Genomic DNA, 13,764 nt, shown 5'->3' on the forward strand with positions numbered 1-13,764 from the left:
TCACTTGCCTCCGGTCAGGATCTGCAGCGGCGCCAGGCCTTTCTGCACACTGGAGTTGACCATGTTGGAAATGCCGTTTCCGGAGTTGCCGGTACGTCCACCGGCCAAATTCGGCAACTGGGTCTGGTTGTTGATATTGGTGCCGATGTTGCTGGTCTGTTGATTGATCAGCGCGTTGATCCCGGAGCCACTGCTGATCGAGGCAAAGTCACCGTCGCTCAACTCGTTTGTCTGCTTGAGAATGTGCGCCGAGGGGTTAGTGTTGACAGTGACCGGGTTGGGGTCCGGTACCAGGGGCGGGCGCATGGCGTTGCGTGGCTGCACATCGCGGGTGATGACGACGATGCCGTTCTCGGCCTGGACCGGCAAGCTGACGCTTGATCCCAAAGCGCATCCAGCAAGCAGGAGGTGAAAAATGCCTTTGTCTATTTTTCCCACGATCCAATTCCTTCTTCGGAGGTGCTGGTCCTGTTCAGCGTTGCGAGGAAGAGAGCAGAAGGTGTGCCGGTTTTGATTTATTGTTGAAAATCAATGAACTGGCTTTATTTGTCGTGGGGGTCAAAAAAAAGTTGTAACGCAGCCGAGACACAGGGCGCGTACGCACAGTGATTTTGCGGGCGCCAGGGCGCTTCAACGGTCCCGCAGGTCGACTGTTTCAGGTGGTTAACACATTTGCCTGTAAACGCGTTGGCCGCTTTAGATCGCGGGTTTGCGTGGCGGCGAGTGTTTCAGAAGTGGACAATTTGTCGCAGGGCGAACGGGGCTCAGGCCTGCAGCAAGCGGCTTACCGCCTCAAACACAGCGTATTTGCGCTGCTCCCAATTACCTTGCACTACCTCGAAGGGCTGCTGGTGCATCGACAACCAGTCGTGAGTAGCCTGGAAAAACGCCTGGCGCTCGGTCAGTTGCGGCTGGCAGCGTTGCCCATCGTCGTGCCAGGGGATGGCGTCGGGGCAAAGCAGTACGTGCAGGTCGTAATGGCGCGCCAACAACGCCTCTTCGAGCCACGCCGGGCAATCGCCAAACAGCGTGCGACTCCAGAGCATATTGCTCAACAGGTGCGTATCGAGGATCAACAGCGAAGGCTGCCTGGCACGAGCGGCATCTTCCCAGGCCAATTGGCCACGCGCGATCGCCGGTATATCGGCATAGCAGGTGTCCCGGCGATGTTCGTCGATGAAGTAACGCACATATTCGCCCACCTGCTCACCACCGAAATGCGCCTGGAGCTCGCCACTGAGCCAGCTTTTTCCGCTGGACTCGGGGCCGGTGAGGACCACAACCTTCATGCGCTCACCAACGCAGGATCACGCCGCCATTGCCGCCAGCCTTGCACCGCGATCAGGGTGAACAGGGCATAGAGTGCGGCGGTCAAGTACAAGCCCTTGTACAGGAACAGGCCAACGAAAATCACATCCAGCACGATCCACAGCGGCCAGCACTGGACGCGTTTTTGTGCCATCCACCATTGCGCCACCAGGCTGAAGCCGGTCAGGGCGGCATCCAGCCAGGGCTGGGCAGCATCGGTCCAGGTGGCCATTGCGGCACCCAGGGCCAGGCTGCCGAGCAAGCCCAGGCCCAGGCTGAAGAGCATCGGCTGGGTGTCCAGGTAAGTGACCTGGCGTGCCTGGCGCTTGCTGTCCGGGCGGGTCCACTGCCACCAGCCATAGAGTTGCAGCACGGCATAGACCAGTTGCAGGAGCATGTCCGAATACAGCTTCACGTCATAGAACACCCAGGTGTACAGCAGCACCATCACCAGGCCGATCGGCCAGCACCAGGGGTTTTGCCGGGTGGTGAGCCAAACGGCGATAACGCCGAGCACGGCGGCGAACAGTTCGAGGCCGGACATCGGCGTTCCTTGGCTGTTTAGGAGAGGGCAGGGATTGTAACCGCTGGCGCAGCGTTTGCCGACTCAACGCGCAGGTGCATATGCGGATTCAACCAGCAGCGTTTAGCCCGCAGGTCTGCTAGGATTTCGGCCCCCCGAAGGCGAACCTTCCGGGGGCTGAACTTTTCGGCCGACTTTGCGACCAACAGTCGCTGTACAACGGCCGGGCATTCGAATCGCCATGCGCTTGTAGACACTATAAAGGGGGCATGCCTGAGGGCATCGCTTCGTGGGGGAATAATGGATCTTTGGACTGGCCTGCAGGCCGTCATACTGGGTATTGTCGAAGGCTTGACCGAGTTCTTGCCGATTTCCAGCACCGGTCACCAGATCGTGGTTGCAGACCTGATCAACTTCGGTGGTGAGCGGGCAATGGCCTTCAACATCATCATTCAGCTGGGCGCAATCCTGGCGGTGGTGTGGGAGTTTCGCCGCAAGATCTTCGACGTGGTGCTGGGATTGCCCAAAGAGCGACAGGCCCAGCGTTTTACCGCCAACCTGCTGATCGCGTTCCTGCCGGCGGTGGTGCTGGGGGTACTGTTCGCCGATGTGATTCACCATTACCTGTTCAACCCCATCACCGTGGCCGTGGCCCTGGTCGTCGGCGGGGTGATCATGCTCTGGGCAGAGCGGCGCGAGCACGTCATCACGGTCGAGCAAGTCGATGACATGCGCTGGACCGATGCCCTCAAGATCGGCTTTGCCCAGTGCCTTGCCATGGTCCCGGGTACTTCGCGTTCCGGTTCGACCATTATCGGCGGGCTGCTGTTCGGCCTGTCGCGCAAGGCGGCCACCGAGTTCTCGTTCTTCCTGGCCATGCCGACCATGGTGGGTGCGGCGGTGTACTCGGGCTACAAGTACCGTGAGCTGTTCCAGCCGGGTGACTTCCCGGTGTTCGCCATCGGCTTTGTGGTGTCGTTCATCTTCGCCATGATCGCCGTGCGCGGGCTGCTCAAGTTCATTGCCAACCACAGCTACGCGATGTTCGCCTGGTACCGCATAGTCTTCGGCTTGATCATCCTGGCCACCTGGCAGTTCGGTTGGGTCGATTGGGCTACCGCGCAAGGTTGATACGATGAGCCGTGGGCAAAACCCTGCGCACCGTGCCGGGCGCGACAATGGCAGCGTTCAGCACCTGCGCAGCAAACTGCTGGTGTTTGGCTGCCTGTGCCTGTTGCCGCTGGGCGGGGCGCTGCAGATGGTGCTGAGCGGACAGTCCTGGTTGCCCGCGGTGGCCTATCCGTTGGCAAGCCTGGTGACGTTTGCGCTCTATTGGCGTGACAAGCAACAGGCCCGCAACCAGGCCTGGCGCACACCCGAGAAGGTGTTGCACGCCAGTGAACTGTGTGGCGGCTGGCCGGGTGCGTTGCTGGCCCAGCAGCGGTTCCGGCATAAAACCCGCAAGTTGTCGTTCCAGCTGACGTTCTGGGCCATTGTCGCCTTGCATCAGTTGTTCTGGATCGATCATGTGTTGCTGGACGGTCGCTGGCTGGGCAGCGCCCTCGGGCCGCTGCTCAGATAAGCAGCCCTGGCTGCAGGCGCTTGGGCAGGCGCCTGACCACCAGTTGATGGGAGCGCTGCAGCAGGTCGCAGAGTTCCTCGCGGCCCATGGGGTAGGGTGGCGCCAGGCTGATCCAGTGCGCCCGCGCCAGGTAAGGCGCCGGGCGTACGCCGGGGCGATCAACATAACCCAGGAACAGTTCAGCCTCGACCTTGAACGAAAGGCCAGCACCGGCCAGGTCCAGTACCGCAAACATCTTGTTGCCAGCCACCGAGAACACCCGCACACCACCCCATTTGTAGTCTTCCCGCGCACCGGGCAGGCCCAGGCAGAAGTCCACCACCTGCGCTTCGCTCATTTTTCGTTCAGACATAACGCTTCCCACATTCGGCAAAAGACGCCACCAGGTGATCGATCCACACCCGCACCGCAGGCAACAGGCCGCGCCGATGCGGATAGACCGCCTGCAGATAGCCCCCGGGCAGCGACCAGTCTGGCAGCAGGCGCACCAGCTCGCCACGGGCCAGTTCCTCTTCGCAGTGCATGATCGGCAGGGCGGTAAAGCCAAGGCCTGCCATCGCTGCAGCCTTGCGCACGACAAAATCATCAATGGCCAGGCGCGCCTCCATAGCCAGTTCCTGCTTGCGGCCCTGCGCGTCGAGCAGGCGCAAATGTACGAGGCGGTCGGCGTCTGTGGCACCCAGCACCGCCAGCCCGGCCAGGTCATCGGGCGTAGTCGGAGCATGGGCGGCGGCGAACGCCGGCGCTGCCACCAGGTACATCTGCGCCTGGCGCAAGCGCCGGGTGACCAGGGCCGGGTCTTCATCGCCCAGGTCGCGCACGCGCAAGGCCACATCGATGCCTTCGGTGATCAGGTCGACCCGGCGGTTGAGCAGGATCATGTCCAGCTGTACCTGGGGGTACAACGCCAGAAACTGGCTGATGACCTGCGGCAGCAGCGTGTGGGCCAAGCCCACCGGGCAGGACACCCGCAAGCGGCCGCGTGGCTCGCTGGTCATGGTCGCCACCGCTTCATCGGCCATTTCGGCCTCCAGCAGCATGGCCTGGCAGTGGCGCAGGTAGCGTTCGCCCACCGCAGTCAACTTCAGTTGCCGGGTGGTGCGCTGCAACAGGCGCGTGCCCAGGCGCTCTTCCAGCTCGGCAATGCGCCGGGACAGGCGCGACTTGGGGATACCGAGCAGGCGCCCGGCGGCAGCAAAGCCACCGGCTTCAACCACACGGGCGAAGTAGAAGAGGTCATTGAGGTCCTGCATGGCTCGCTCCATTGTCCTGCCAGTAGGACAAACTAACGCATTTTTGCTGTCTTATCAGCTATTCGCTGCTCAAGTAGGATTGTCCCCATCGTGATCGCCCCGATGCGGTCTTCATTCAGGAGAGTCCCATGAAACTGTTGCACATCGATTCGAGCATCCTGGGCGACAATTCCGCCTCCCGTCAGCTGAGCCGCAGCGTGGTCGAGGCCTGGAAAGCCGCCGACCCTTCCGTTGAAGTGGTCTACCGTGGCCTGGCCGCCGACGCCATCAGCCATTTCTCCGCCGCTACCCTGGTGGCTGCCGGCACTCCACAAGACCTGCGCGATGCTGCCCAGCAGCACGAAGCCCAACTGAGCGCCGAAACCCTGCAGGAGTTCCTGGACGCCGACGCGGTGGTGATCGGCGCGCCGATGTACAACTTCACCGTACCGACCCAGCTCAAGGCCTGGATCGACCGCGTTGCGGTGGCCGGCAAGACCTTCCGCTATACCGAAGCCGGCCCTGAAGGCCTGTGCGGTGACAAGAAAGTCATCCTGGTGTCCACCGCCGGTGGTCTGCATGCGGGCCAGCCGACCGGTGTCGGCCACGAGGAGTTCCTCAAGGTGTTCCTGGGCTTTATCGGCGTCACCGACCTTGAAATCGTCCGTGCCCACGGCCTGGCCTACGGCGACGAGCCACGCGCTAATGCCATGAGCGCCGCCCAGCAGCAGATCAGCAACGAGTTGTTCGCCGCCGCCTGATCCGCGACCGCGCACTACCCGAACCGACAGCAGGCCTGGCTTGCTGTCGGTTTTTTCATTGAGCTTTCATCTGCGCCCATGGGCCCGGCGATATGCTGGCGATATGCCCGGTAGTGCCGGGGGCGGGTGAGGTGAGGGCTGATGCGTATCGTGGCGGCGTTCTGTGTGCTGTGGCTGCTGGGCCTGGCGGCGGGAGTACGGGCAGAGCCCGTGCAGCACTGGAGCGTTGGCTTGCACCGCATGCAGTTCGCAGATCCGCTCGATGCCCGGCCGGTACAGGCGCTGGCGTTCTATCCCTCCAGCGGCCCGGAACGCAGCAGCCGGATCGATGGCTATCGGGTGGAGGCGTTTGAAGGTGCGCCAGTGGTGATAGGGCGCTATCCCTTGTTGATGCTGTCCCACGGCAACACCGGCTCGCCGCTGGCCCTGCACGACCTGGCCACGGCCCTGGCACGTCGGGGCTTCGTGGTGGTGGCCGTGACTCACCCAGGCGACAACGCCCATGACCACAGTCGGCTGGGCACCTTGAGCAATCTTTACGGGCGGCCGTTGCAGATCAGTGCCGCGATCACCACCAGCCTTGCCGACCCCTTTCTGGCACCGTATATCCGTGGTGAGAGGGTGGGGGTGATTGGATACTCCGCCGGCGGTGAAACGGCCCTGATACTGTCCGGGGCGCACCCTGACCTTGAACGTTTGCATCGCTATTGCCAGGAGCACCCTCGCGATTCCGACGCCTGCAAGACCAACGGAGTGCTGATTGCCGATCGCGCCGACCTTGCCGCCGAGGCCGACCCCCGGGTACATGCCTTGCTGTTGATGGCGCCGCTGAGCCTGATGTTCGGTCGCCAGGCACTGGCACAGGTGAAGGTGCCGGCATTGATCTACAGCGGCGACAACGACCAGTTGCTTTCCATCGAGAAGAACGCCCAGGCGCTGGCCCGCAAGTTGCCGGTCACGCCCAACTACCGGCTGCTGGCCGGCGCCGGGCACTTCGTGTTCATGGCTCCGTGTGACGAGGAGCAGCGCCACCACATGGCGGCGCTGTGCAACGACCCCGACGGCGTCGACCGTGAAGACATCCACCTTTCACTGCAGGCCGAGGCTGCGCACTTTTTTGCCCGTACCCTGGGCCGGCCCCGGCGCGTCGGGCTGGATACCGCCGATCAGTGAGCGCGGGCGCGCTGCGACAGGGTCAGGGCCAGGCCGACACCGGCCAGCGACAGCAGGGCGGCGATGCAGAAGATCCAGGCATAGCCCAGATGCACGGCAATTGCTCCCATCAAGGGGCCGGAGATCGCCAATGCCAGATCGAAAAAAACGGCGTAGGCACCCAGCCCGGCACCCCGACTGGACACTGGCACCTGCTTGATGGCTTCGACCCCCAGTGCCGGGTACACCAGCGATAGGCCAAAACCGGCCAGGCCTGCACCCAGCAATGCCAGTGCCGGGTTCGGGGCCAGCCACAGGAGTGCCAGGCCCAGAGCCTCAGTGGCCATGCAGGCCATTGCCACCTGGTAGCCGCCAAAACGGTTCACCGCGTTGACAAACAGTAGCCGCGAAATGATGAAGCACACGCCGAAGGCGCTCAGGCACCAGGCCGCACCGCTCCAGCCTTGCTCCAGGTAGAACAGGGTCACGAAGGTGGTCAGGGTGCCGTACCCGATCGAGGCCAGCGTCAGGCCTACCCCGCACGGCGCGACCCGGCCAAAGGCCGCCCAGAACGGCAGGCGTTCACCGCGCACCACGGGTAGCGAGGGTTTGTTGCGGATCACCAGCAGCGCCAGGGCTGCAAGCGCAGTGAGTACCAGCCCCAGGCTGGCGAAGTTCACCTGGTCGGCCAGCATCACCCCAAGCGGTGCACCGATGGCGATGGCGCCGTACGAGGCTACGCCGTTCCAGGAAATCACCCGGGCCGTGTTCTCGGCACCCACTGCGCCGATACCCCAGCTCAAGGTGGCAACACCGATCAGCCCCTGGGCCAGGCCCAGCAACACGCGGCCAGCGAGTAGCACCAGCAGGCTCAACAGTGGCAGCTCGACCGTCAGTGCAGAAGCTGTGGTGAGTGCGCCGCTGGCGGCAATGCCGATCAAGCCGTAGGTAATTGCCCGTTTGGTGCCCTGGCCATCGGCGACACGGCCAGCCATGGGGCGGCTGAGCAGCGTGGCGAGGTACTGCAGGCCAATGGTCAAGCCGGCGATTACGGCGCTGAAACCCAGTTGGTCATGCACATAGCCTGGCAGCACTGCGATCGGCAGGCCGATACAGAGGAAGGCGATGAAGGTATAGAAGACGATCGAGAGGATCTGCAGGGTGATCGACAGGGTACTGGCAGGGGCGGGTTGGTGCGCAGACATGAGCTCGTTCGCTGGCGGGCGGAGGGAGAGGGCCCATGATCGCTGGCGGCGAGGATAAAAGAAAGCAGGCTAACTAATTTAAAACAATCGCGCCGTAGCGGCTGCCGAGGTACGCGGTGCGATCGACTGCCACGCGGTCGTTATCCAGTCACACTGATGGTGCTGAATGACGACCGCTTCGCGGCCGATCGCAGCCTGGTGGCAGCCGCTACAGGCGAGTGCTTTAGACCACTACACCCTGACTACGCAGATAGTCGTCGTAGGTACCGCTGAAGTCCACCACGCCGGTGGCGCTCAGCTCGATGATTCGCGTGGCCAGGGACGATACGAACTCACGGTCGTGGCTGACGAAAACAAGCGTGCCCGGGTAGTTCTCCAGCGCCAGGTTGAGCGCTTCGATGGATTCCATGTCCAGGTGGTTGGTCGGTTCGTCCATGATCAGCACGTTGGGCTTTTGCAGGATCAGCTTGCCGAACAGCATGCGGCCTTGCTCACCACCGGAAATCACCTTGACCGACTTGAGGATCTCGTCGTTGGAGAACAGCATGCGTCCCAGGGTGCCGCGGATCACTTGTTCGCCCTGGGTCCATTGGCCCATCCAGTCGAACAGGCTCACGTCTTCCTCGAAGTCGTGTGCGTGATCCTGGGCGTAGTAGCCCAGCTCGGCGCTTTCGGTCCACTTGACTTCACCGGCATCCGGGGTCAGTTCGCCGACCAGGGTACGCAGCAGCGTGGTTTTACCGATACCGTTCGGGCCGATGATCGCCACGCGCTCGCCCGCTTCAACGGTGAAGCTGAAGTTCTGGAACAGGGTCTTGCCTTCGAAACCTTTGGACAGCTTCTCGATGGTCACGGCCTGGCGGTGCAGCTTTTTCGTCTGCTCGAAGCGGATGAACGGGCTGACACGGCTCGACGGCTTGACCTCGGCCAGCTGGATCTTGTCGATCTGCTTGGCGCGCGAAGTGGCCTGCTTGGCTTTGGAGGCGTTGGCCGAGAAGCGGCTGACGAAGGTCTGCAGCTCGGCGATCTGGGCTTTCTTCTTGGCGTTGTCCGACAGCAATTGCTCGCGCGACTGGGTGGCGGCGGTCATGTACTCGTCGTAGTTGCCCGGGAACAGGCGCAACTCGCCGTAGTCCAGGTCAGCCATGTGGGTGCAGACGCTGTTGAGGAAGTGACGGTCGTGGGAAATGATGATCATGGTGCTGTTACGCGCCGTGAGAATGCTTTCCAGCCAGCGGATGGTGTTGATATCCAGGTGGTTGGTCGGTTCATCGAGCAGCAGCACTTCAGGATCGGAGAACAGCGCCTGGGCCAGCAGCACGCGTAGCTTCCAGCCTGGGGCGACTTCGGTCATCGGGCCGAAATGCTGTTCCAGCGGGATACCCAGGCCCAGCAACAGCTCGCCGGCGCGGGATTCGGCGGTGTAGCCGTCCATCTCGGCGAATTCGGTTTCAAGCTCGGCCACGGCCATGCCGTCTTCTTCGGTCATTTCCGGCAACGAGTAGATACGGTCGCGCTCGGCCTTGACCCGCCACAGTTCCTCGTGGCCCATGATCACGGTGTCGATCACGGTGAATTCTTCGTAGGCGAACTGGTCCTGGCGCAGTTTACCCAGGCGTACGTTCGGCTCGAGCATGACCTGGCCGCTCGACGGCTCGAGGTCGCCGCCGAGGATTTTCATGAAGGTCGACTTGCCGCAGCCGTTGGCGCCGATCAGGCCGTAGCGGTTACCGTTGTTGAACTTGACCGAGACGTTCTCGAACAACGGCTTGGCGCCGAACTGCATGGTGATGTTAGCGGTGGAGATCAAGGGAGGTTCCTGCGGGGTTTCCAGAGGTGTGACGCGAGTCGTACTGCCGACGTTCACGGATGCCGGCGCGTAGGGCGTGGGCGTAAAGCCGCCGATTGTAACACTTGGCGTCTTGTTCCACATCCCGGCTTTGTCTGGTTGCTGCGTTGGCGTGGCGGTCGAGGTTCGGGGACAATGTCCCGGCAATGTCAATCAAACAGCGCAATTGTCGCAAGGATGTGCGTAATGAAATGCTTGGCCACTCTAATGCTTCCCCTGGTGCTGGCCGGTTGCGGAACGATCAACACCGTGTTCAAGGCAGACGAGGTGACGAGCAACACGCTTGCCCGGTGGCAATCTCACTGCGACAGCGTTCCACGCATCTACAGCGGCGCCATACTGGATTTCTGCGCCCTGCATGCCGAGCCCGGGCACTACAGCAGCGGCTACGGCCAGCCGTCGGCCGGGTTGATGCGGGTGGACATGCTGTTCTCGGGGGTAGCCGACACCGTGGTGTTGCCCTACACCCTTTATAGGCAGAACAGGGATGGCAGCATCCCCAGGAGCCGGATCGAATAATGGCGATGGTTGCGCGTAGCGCGTCACTGCACCGGCTGTATGAGTGAGGCGCCCTGGTTGCGCACATTTCCCACGGCAAGGCCTACGCGGTACCACTCGAATACGTCAGACGGCTCGCCCAGGTTCAGGGCCATCTGCTCGGCCTGCCCCCCGGGCATGGCCGGGTCCAGCCAGTGCCCGGCAAGCTCCGGGGGCAGGACCACCGGCCGCCGGTCGTGTACATCGACCATGCCGCCGACGCTGTCGGCGGTGATGATAACGAAACCATCGTGGGCGCCGGATTCGACACTGAACTGACCGATGCCTGCGCACAGCGCCGGGCGTCCGTCCCGGCGCCTGATCAGGTAGGGCTGCTTCTTTGGCCCGCCTTCATCAACCCATTCGAACCAGTTGTCGATCGGCACAATGGCGCGGTGTGGCCAGATGGCTTTGAAAAACGCGCCGTGGGCCACTTTTTCGACGCGGGCATTGATGGGCGGGGCACGGTCTTTGGCCCAGTGTGGTTGCCATCCCCAGCGCACCCGATCGGCATGAAGGACACCTTCTGTGAGGCGCAACAAGGCTACTCGGCTGGACGGGGCGACGTTGTAGCACTCAAGGGGCTGGTCGCCGACGTGGTTGGCCAGCGGGTGGGGCATGCTCAGGGCGGCGACGAAGTCGTGGATGCCGTGGTACTGGCTGAGTCTTCCGCACATGGTGGGTACCCTGTGTAAGGACAGGTACCCATACTTTAGGGCAGCAACCGAGTTGCTGGGGCACTTCCGTAATCTCCTGACGGCGGATCATGCCGGCCAGGGTAGACTCGTACGCTCCTTCATTTGCCCGTAAGGACACGTGCACATGCCCTCTGAAGTCGTTCGCTGCGACGTACCGGTCGCATCGCTGATCTACCCGCGAGTGGCCAATGCCAGTTTCATCGACGCCCACCAAGCTGCGCTGGCAGACGCGGATCAACCCGCCATGGCGTATTTTCTCGATTTGATGGCTAGCATGCCCGGCTGGATCGACAACCTGATGGTGCTGCGCAACCGTGTGGTGCAGGCGTTCGGGTTCAAGGACCTGGGACGGCTGACGCGCATCGATCGCCAGCGCGACCCGGCCAGTTACCTGCCCGGCGAGCGAGTGGGGATTTTCACCCTGGTCTGCAACACGCCTGAGGAGGTGTTGCTGGTGGATCGTGACAAGCACCTGGACGTGTACATCTCGCTACTGTGCCAACCCGTCACGGCCGACAGCCCGCGCACTGTCGTGCTGTCGACCGTGGTGCATCCCCACAACCTGCTCGGGCGCCTCTACATGCTGCCAGTGGCGCCGTTTCACCGCTTCATTGCGCCCATTGCCCTGGGCAGGCTGCTACGCGCCCGGCCCTAGACGAACGCCTGGCCATGAAAGCCCCGAGGCAGGCGTTGCAAGCCTGGCAGGGCAGTCAGGCGTTCGGTCCAGGATGCGCGCCAGTCATTGGCCGCAGGATGGGCGCGGGCCTTGCGAGCGGCGCGACGGGCCGCGTTACGTTGTTCACGTCGCGCGTCCTTGTAGGCGTCGGTGTTGCGGCAACTGCGGCATTTGACGCGGTTGAGCTCGCTGGTGGAGACCAGTTTGTTACCGTGGTGTCCGCAGGCCAGGTGGCCGGCAACCTTGAAGTGAGTGACCATTAGGGTTCCTCCTTGCGCTGTTCGATCGGAACAGGCTTATCTGCTTGGACCCCGCGCCAACGCTGGCAGTTCGACAGCTTCAATAGGAAGTGTGGCGTTGCACGGCAAATTGCTTGCGAAACCATTCATCGAGCATGGCCTTTTCAGCATACAGGCGATCGCTCTGGGCACGACGACCAGGGCGTTGCAGATAGGTCTTGTCGCTCACCCGGGCATCGGCCTGGCCCAGGGTCTTGCCCTGTTGCGTCAGCACGTAATGCAAGTCGATGGTCGGCCAGGTGATGTCACGCATGAAGCGGATTTCGTAGGCCTGGGGGTGCCAGGGTTCGTAGCGGCCAGCCAGGTCGATGTCACGGATATCGATACGCAGGGTCTGGCCAGGCGGCAGGTAGCGCTTGCCGAGTTGCTCCAGGTATTTGCGCAGTTCTGCCATCACATATTCGTCGGCGCCACGCTCGTAGCCGTGGCTGTCGAGGCTTGCATCGCGAAACTGTTCGGGTTTGTCGTATATGACCTCGACATTGGACGCCGAGGGAGCCTGCGCCAGGCTGCTCGACGCCAGCAGGCTCAGCGCGACAAAGATCAGGGCACAGCGCATGATTCACCTCCAGGTGCAGTTGTCTGCACACCGTCTATTGTACGCCTGCACGGGTGGGAGATCAGGAGCGAGACACGTGAGTCGGATCGAGCGGTTTACCGCCAATCACCAGGGCCGGGATTTTGCCGTGGGCGATATTCATGGTCATTTTGAGCGTCTTCAGGCGCAGCTTGACGTCATCGAATTCAATCCGCGCGTGGATCGACTGTTCAGCGTGGGCGATCTGGTTGACCGCGGCCCGGACTGTATGCGGGCCCTGCATTGGCTGGAGCAACCCTGGTTCCATGCCGTACAGGGCAACCACGAGGCGTTGGCGGTGACGCATGTCGGGGGTGGTTGGCTCGACTACGGTCAGTACCGTGCGGCGGGTGGCGGCTGGTTTCTCGACCTGCCGGACAGTGAGCAGGCGCGCTTTGCCGCGCGTTTTGCGCAAATGCCCATGGCGCTTGAGGTACAGACACCGGGTGGACTGGTGGGCCTGTTGCATGCCGATTGTCCGTGTGCCAGTTGGCCCATGTTGTGTGAGCAATTGCAGGCAGGCCCCGACAAAGACGTTCAGGAGTATTGCCAGTGGTCGCGCCGTCGACTGCAGAGGGATGACGACACCCCGGTGGCCGGACTGCGCGCGCTGATCGTAGGGCACACGCCGCTGCAACGGGTCCGGGTGCTGGGCAATATCTGGCATATCGACACCGGTGGCTGGTCCCGTGGCCACTTCAGCCTGCTGGAGCTGGGCAGCCTCACGCTGGCCAATCCCATGCCAGGTGAATGATCACACCCAGGGCCAGTAACATCAGCACCGCCCCCGATACTCGCTCAAGCCAGGGCAGCGCCCGGGCGAAATGGCGGCGCACACTCAGGTTGCCAATTGCCAGCGCCACCAGCACATCCCAGCCCAGCACCACCGCGAACATCCACACGCCATAAATCAGCTTCCAGCCAAGGCTGATACCACCGACCATGCTCGCCAGACTCACATAGAACAATGCGTTCTTCGGATTGAGAGTCCCGGACATAAAGCCCATGCCCAGTCCCTGCCACCAGGAGGCTTGCACCACGATCCGGGTGTCGACGGTAGACAGCGAACTGCCACCGGCATGGCGAATGAACAGCCCCCCCATATACAGAAGGTAAGCGCAGCCCGTCAGTTGAACGGCGGTGAACACGGGACTGTGCGGCTGCAGTGCCGAGAGCCCGGCAAAGGCTGCGACGATAAACACGCCGTTGGCCAGGGCAATGCCCAGGCAGGCGCCGGTTGCCACTCGCCAGCCGGCGTTCATGGAGCTGCGCGCCACCAGGAAAAAATCCGGCCCGGGTGACAGCAAGGCGAGAAAATGCGCGGCGGCAACCATCAGGAACTGCTCCATGGGACTCGATCTTGAT

Annotated in this window: 18 protein-coding genes; 7 read left to right on the plus strand and 11 right to left on the minus strand. The window is 62.5% G+C overall.

All coding sequences use genetic code 11. The features are described 5' to 3' along the window. From ABVN19_RS08825 to pnuC, 3 genes are all read right to left on the minus strand, one after another. The gene (locus tag ABVN19_RS08825; protein ID WP_028945140.1) at nt 1-438 is read right to left on the minus strand and encodes a hypothetical protein; all 438 of its coding nucleotides are present in this window, start codon (nt 436-438) and stop codon (nt 1-3) included. A 326-nt stretch (nt 439-764) separates the two neighbouring features. Beyond that, entirely contained in the window at nt 765-1,289 is a 525-nt protein-coding gene (locus ABVN19_RS08830) for an AAA family ATPase (protein WP_105641325.1), read from the minus strand. Further along, nucleotides 1,286-1,852: a nicotinamide riboside transporter PnuC gene (gene pnuC / locus ABVN19_RS08835; RefSeq protein WP_028945142.1), complete on the minus strand. Its 567-nt coding sequence runs from the start codon at nt 1,850-1,852 to the stop codon at nt 1,286-1,288. Before pnuC ends, ABVN19_RS08830 begins: the two co-directional genes overlap by 4 nt. 279 nt (nt 1,853-2,131) lie before the next feature. Here pnuC and ABVN19_RS08840 point away from each other — a divergent pair, with 279 nt between their 5' ends. After that, nucleotides 2,132-2,962: an undecaprenyl-diphosphate phosphatase gene (locus ABVN19_RS08840; protein ID WP_028945143.1), complete on the plus strand. Its 831-nt coding sequence runs from the start codon at nt 2,132-2,134 to the stop codon at nt 2,960-2,962. Between the two features lie 4 nt (nt 2,963-2,966). Further along, the gene (locus ABVN19_RS08845; protein WP_105641324.1) at nt 2,967-3,413 is read left to right on the plus strand and encodes a DUF1294 domain-containing protein; all 447 of its coding nucleotides are present in this window, start codon (nt 2,967-2,969) and stop codon (nt 3,411-3,413) included. On the opposite strand, the gene ABVN19_RS08850 is transcribed toward ABVN19_RS08845, so the two are convergent. Together ABVN19_RS08850 and ABVN19_RS08855 are read right to left on the minus strand one after the other, a co-directional pair. Further along, nucleotides 3,406-3,765, minus strand: coding sequence for an MmcQ/YjbR family DNA-binding protein (locus ABVN19_RS08850; RefSeq protein ID WP_028945145.1), 360 nt, complete (start codon nt 3,763-3,765; stop codon nt 3,406-3,408). The two genes, ABVN19_RS08845 and ABVN19_RS08850, sit on opposite strands and share 8 nt — an antisense overlap. Then, a complete protein-coding gene (locus ABVN19_RS08855; protein ID WP_105641323.1) occupies nt 3,758-4,666 on the minus strand; it encodes a LysR substrate-binding domain-containing protein in 909 nt (302 codons plus the stop codon). The genes ABVN19_RS08850 and ABVN19_RS08855 overlap by 8 nt, the downstream gene beginning before the upstream one ends. Before the next feature lie 128 nt (nt 4,667-4,794). Between ABVN19_RS08855 and ABVN19_RS08860 the strand changes: the two genes are divergently transcribed. Further along, nucleotides 4,795-5,406, plus strand: a complete 612-nt coding sequence (locus ABVN19_RS08860; protein WP_105641322.1) for an FMN-dependent NADH-azoreductase — start codon at nt 4,795-4,797, stop codon at nt 5,404-5,406. A gap of 141 nt (nt 5,407-5,547) precedes the next feature. Then, complete coding sequence (locus ABVN19_RS08865) at nt 5,548-6,579, plus strand: dienelactone hydrolase (RefSeq protein WP_105641321.1); 1,032 nt, start codon at nt 5,548-5,550, stop codon at nt 6,577-6,579. On the opposite strand, the gene ABVN19_RS08870 is transcribed toward ABVN19_RS08865, so the two are convergent. Both ABVN19_RS08870 and ABVN19_RS08875 read right to left on the minus strand, forming a co-directional pair. Further along, a complete protein-coding gene (locus ABVN19_RS08870; protein ID WP_028945149.1) occupies nt 6,573-7,763 on the minus strand; it encodes an MFS transporter in 1,191 nt (396 codons plus the stop codon). The two genes, ABVN19_RS08865 and ABVN19_RS08870, sit on opposite strands and share 7 nt — an antisense overlap. Nucleotides 7,764-7,986: 223 nt before the next feature. After that, nucleotides 7,987-9,573: an ABC-F family ATPase gene (locus ABVN19_RS08875; RefSeq protein WP_028945150.1), complete on the minus strand. Its 1,587-nt coding sequence runs from the start codon at nt 9,571-9,573 to the stop codon at nt 7,987-7,989. A 225-nt stretch (nt 9,574-9,798) separates the two neighbouring features. Here ABVN19_RS08875 and ABVN19_RS08880 point away from each other — a divergent pair, with 225 nt between their 5' ends. Continuing rightward, entirely contained in the window at nt 9,799-10,131 is a 333-nt protein-coding gene (locus tag ABVN19_RS08880) for a YceK/YidQ family lipoprotein (protein WP_105641320.1), read from the plus strand. 23 nt (nt 10,132-10,154) lie between these two features. Here ABVN19_RS08880 and ABVN19_RS08885 read toward each other — a convergent pair whose 3' ends face one another. Beyond that, nucleotides 10,155-10,826 (minus strand): SOS response-associated peptidase family protein, encoded by a 672-nt coding sequence (locus ABVN19_RS08885; protein ID WP_105641319.1) that lies wholly within the window; start codon nt 10,824-10,826, stop codon nt 10,155-10,157. Between the two features lie 145 nt (nt 10,827-10,971). Between ABVN19_RS08885 and ABVN19_RS08890 the strand changes: the two genes are divergently transcribed. After that, nucleotides 10,972-11,502: a DUF2867 domain-containing protein gene (locus ABVN19_RS08890; RefSeq protein ID WP_105641318.1), complete on the plus strand. Its 531-nt coding sequence runs from the start codon at nt 10,972-10,974 to the stop codon at nt 11,500-11,502. On the opposite strand, the gene ABVN19_RS08895 is transcribed toward ABVN19_RS08890, so the two are convergent. Both ABVN19_RS08895 and ABVN19_RS08900 read right to left on the minus strand, forming a co-directional pair. Next, on the minus strand, nt 11,499-11,783 hold the full coding sequence (locus ABVN19_RS08895; protein WP_028945154.1) for a hypothetical protein: 285 nt from the start codon (nt 11,781-11,783) through the stop codon (nt 11,499-11,501). The two genes, ABVN19_RS08890 and ABVN19_RS08895, sit on opposite strands and share 4 nt — an antisense overlap. 79 nt (nt 11,784-11,862) lie before the next feature. After that, on the minus strand, nt 11,863-12,381 hold the full coding sequence (locus ABVN19_RS08900) for a DUF3016 domain-containing protein (RefSeq protein WP_105641317.1): 519 nt from the start codon (nt 12,379-12,381) through the stop codon (nt 11,863-11,865). Nucleotides 12,382-12,457: 76 nt separating this feature from the next. Between ABVN19_RS08900 and ABVN19_RS08905 the strand changes: the two genes are divergently transcribed. Further along, entirely contained in the window at nt 12,458-13,153 is a 696-nt protein-coding gene (locus tag ABVN19_RS08905) for a metallophosphoesterase (RefSeq protein ID WP_105641316.1), read from the plus strand. Here ABVN19_RS08905 and ABVN19_RS08910 read toward each other — a convergent pair. Beyond that, entirely contained in the window at nt 13,122-13,748 is a 627-nt protein-coding gene (locus ABVN19_RS08910; RefSeq protein ID WP_105641315.1) for a LysE family translocator, read from the minus strand. The two genes, ABVN19_RS08905 and ABVN19_RS08910, sit on opposite strands and share 32 nt — an antisense overlap. Nucleotides 13,749-13,764 lie beyond the last annotated feature (16 nt).

The sequence above is a fragment of the Pseudomonas vranovensis genome (assembly GCF_040438935.1).
In the GTDB taxonomy this organism is placed as follows: Bacteria; Pseudomonadota; Gammaproteobacteria; order Pseudomonadales; family Pseudomonadaceae; genus Aquipseudomonas; species Aquipseudomonas vranovensis.

Coding starts and splice junctions, on each gene's coding strand:
- ABVN19_RS08860 (WP_105641322.1), top strand. CDS start 4,795: ATGAAACTGTTGCACATCGATTCGAGCATCCTGGGCGACAATTCCGCC.
- ABVN19_RS08845 (WP_105641324.1), top strand. CDS start 2,967: ATGAGCCGTGGGCAAAACCCTGCGCACCGTGCCGGGCGCGACAATGGC.
- ABVN19_RS08900 (WP_105641317.1), bottom strand. CDS start 12,381: ATGCGCTGTGCCCTGATCTTTGTCGCGCTGAGCCTGCTGGCGTCGAGC.
- ABVN19_RS08850 (WP_028945145.1), bottom strand. CDS start 3,765: ATGTCTGAACGAAAAATGAGCGAAGCGCAGGTGGTGGACTTCTGCCTG.
- ABVN19_RS08840 (WP_028945143.1), top strand. CDS start 2,132: ATGGATCTTTGGACTGGCCTGCAGGCCGTCATACTGGGTATTGTCGAA.
- ABVN19_RS08855 (WP_105641323.1), bottom strand. CDS start 4,666: ATGCAGGACCTCAATGACCTCTTCTACTTCGCCCGTGTGGTTGAAGCC.
- ABVN19_RS08830 (WP_105641325.1), bottom strand. CDS start 1,289: ATGAAGGTTGTGGTCCTCACCGGCCCCGAGTCCAGCGGAAAAAGCTGG.
- ABVN19_RS08910 (WP_105641315.1), bottom strand. CDS start 13,748: ATGGAGCAGTTCCTGATGGTTGCCGCCGCGCATTTTCTCGCCTTGCTG.
- ABVN19_RS08880 (WP_105641320.1), top strand. CDS start 9,799: ATGAAATGCTTGGCCACTCTAATGCTTCCCCTGGTGCTGGCCGGTTGC.
- pnuC (WP_028945142.1), bottom strand. CDS start 1,852: ATGTCCGGCCTCGAACTGTTCGCCGCCGTGCTCGGCGTTATCGCCGTT.
- ABVN19_RS08865 (WP_105641321.1), top strand. CDS start 5,548: ATGCGTATCGTGGCGGCGTTCTGTGTGCTGTGGCTGCTGGGCCTGGCG.
- ABVN19_RS08895 (WP_028945154.1), bottom strand. CDS start 11,783: ATGGTCACTCACTTCAAGGTTGCCGGCCACCTGGCCTGCGGACACCAC.
- ABVN19_RS08885 (WP_105641319.1), bottom strand. CDS start 10,826: ATGTGCGGAAGACTCAGCCAGTACCACGGCATCCACGACTTCGTCGCC.
- ABVN19_RS08890 (WP_105641318.1), top strand. CDS start 10,972: ATGCCCTCTGAAGTCGTTCGCTGCGACGTACCGGTCGCATCGCTGATC.
- ABVN19_RS08870 (WP_028945149.1), bottom strand. CDS start 7,763: ATGTCTGCGCACCAACCCGCCCCTGCCAGTACCCTGTCGATCACCCTG.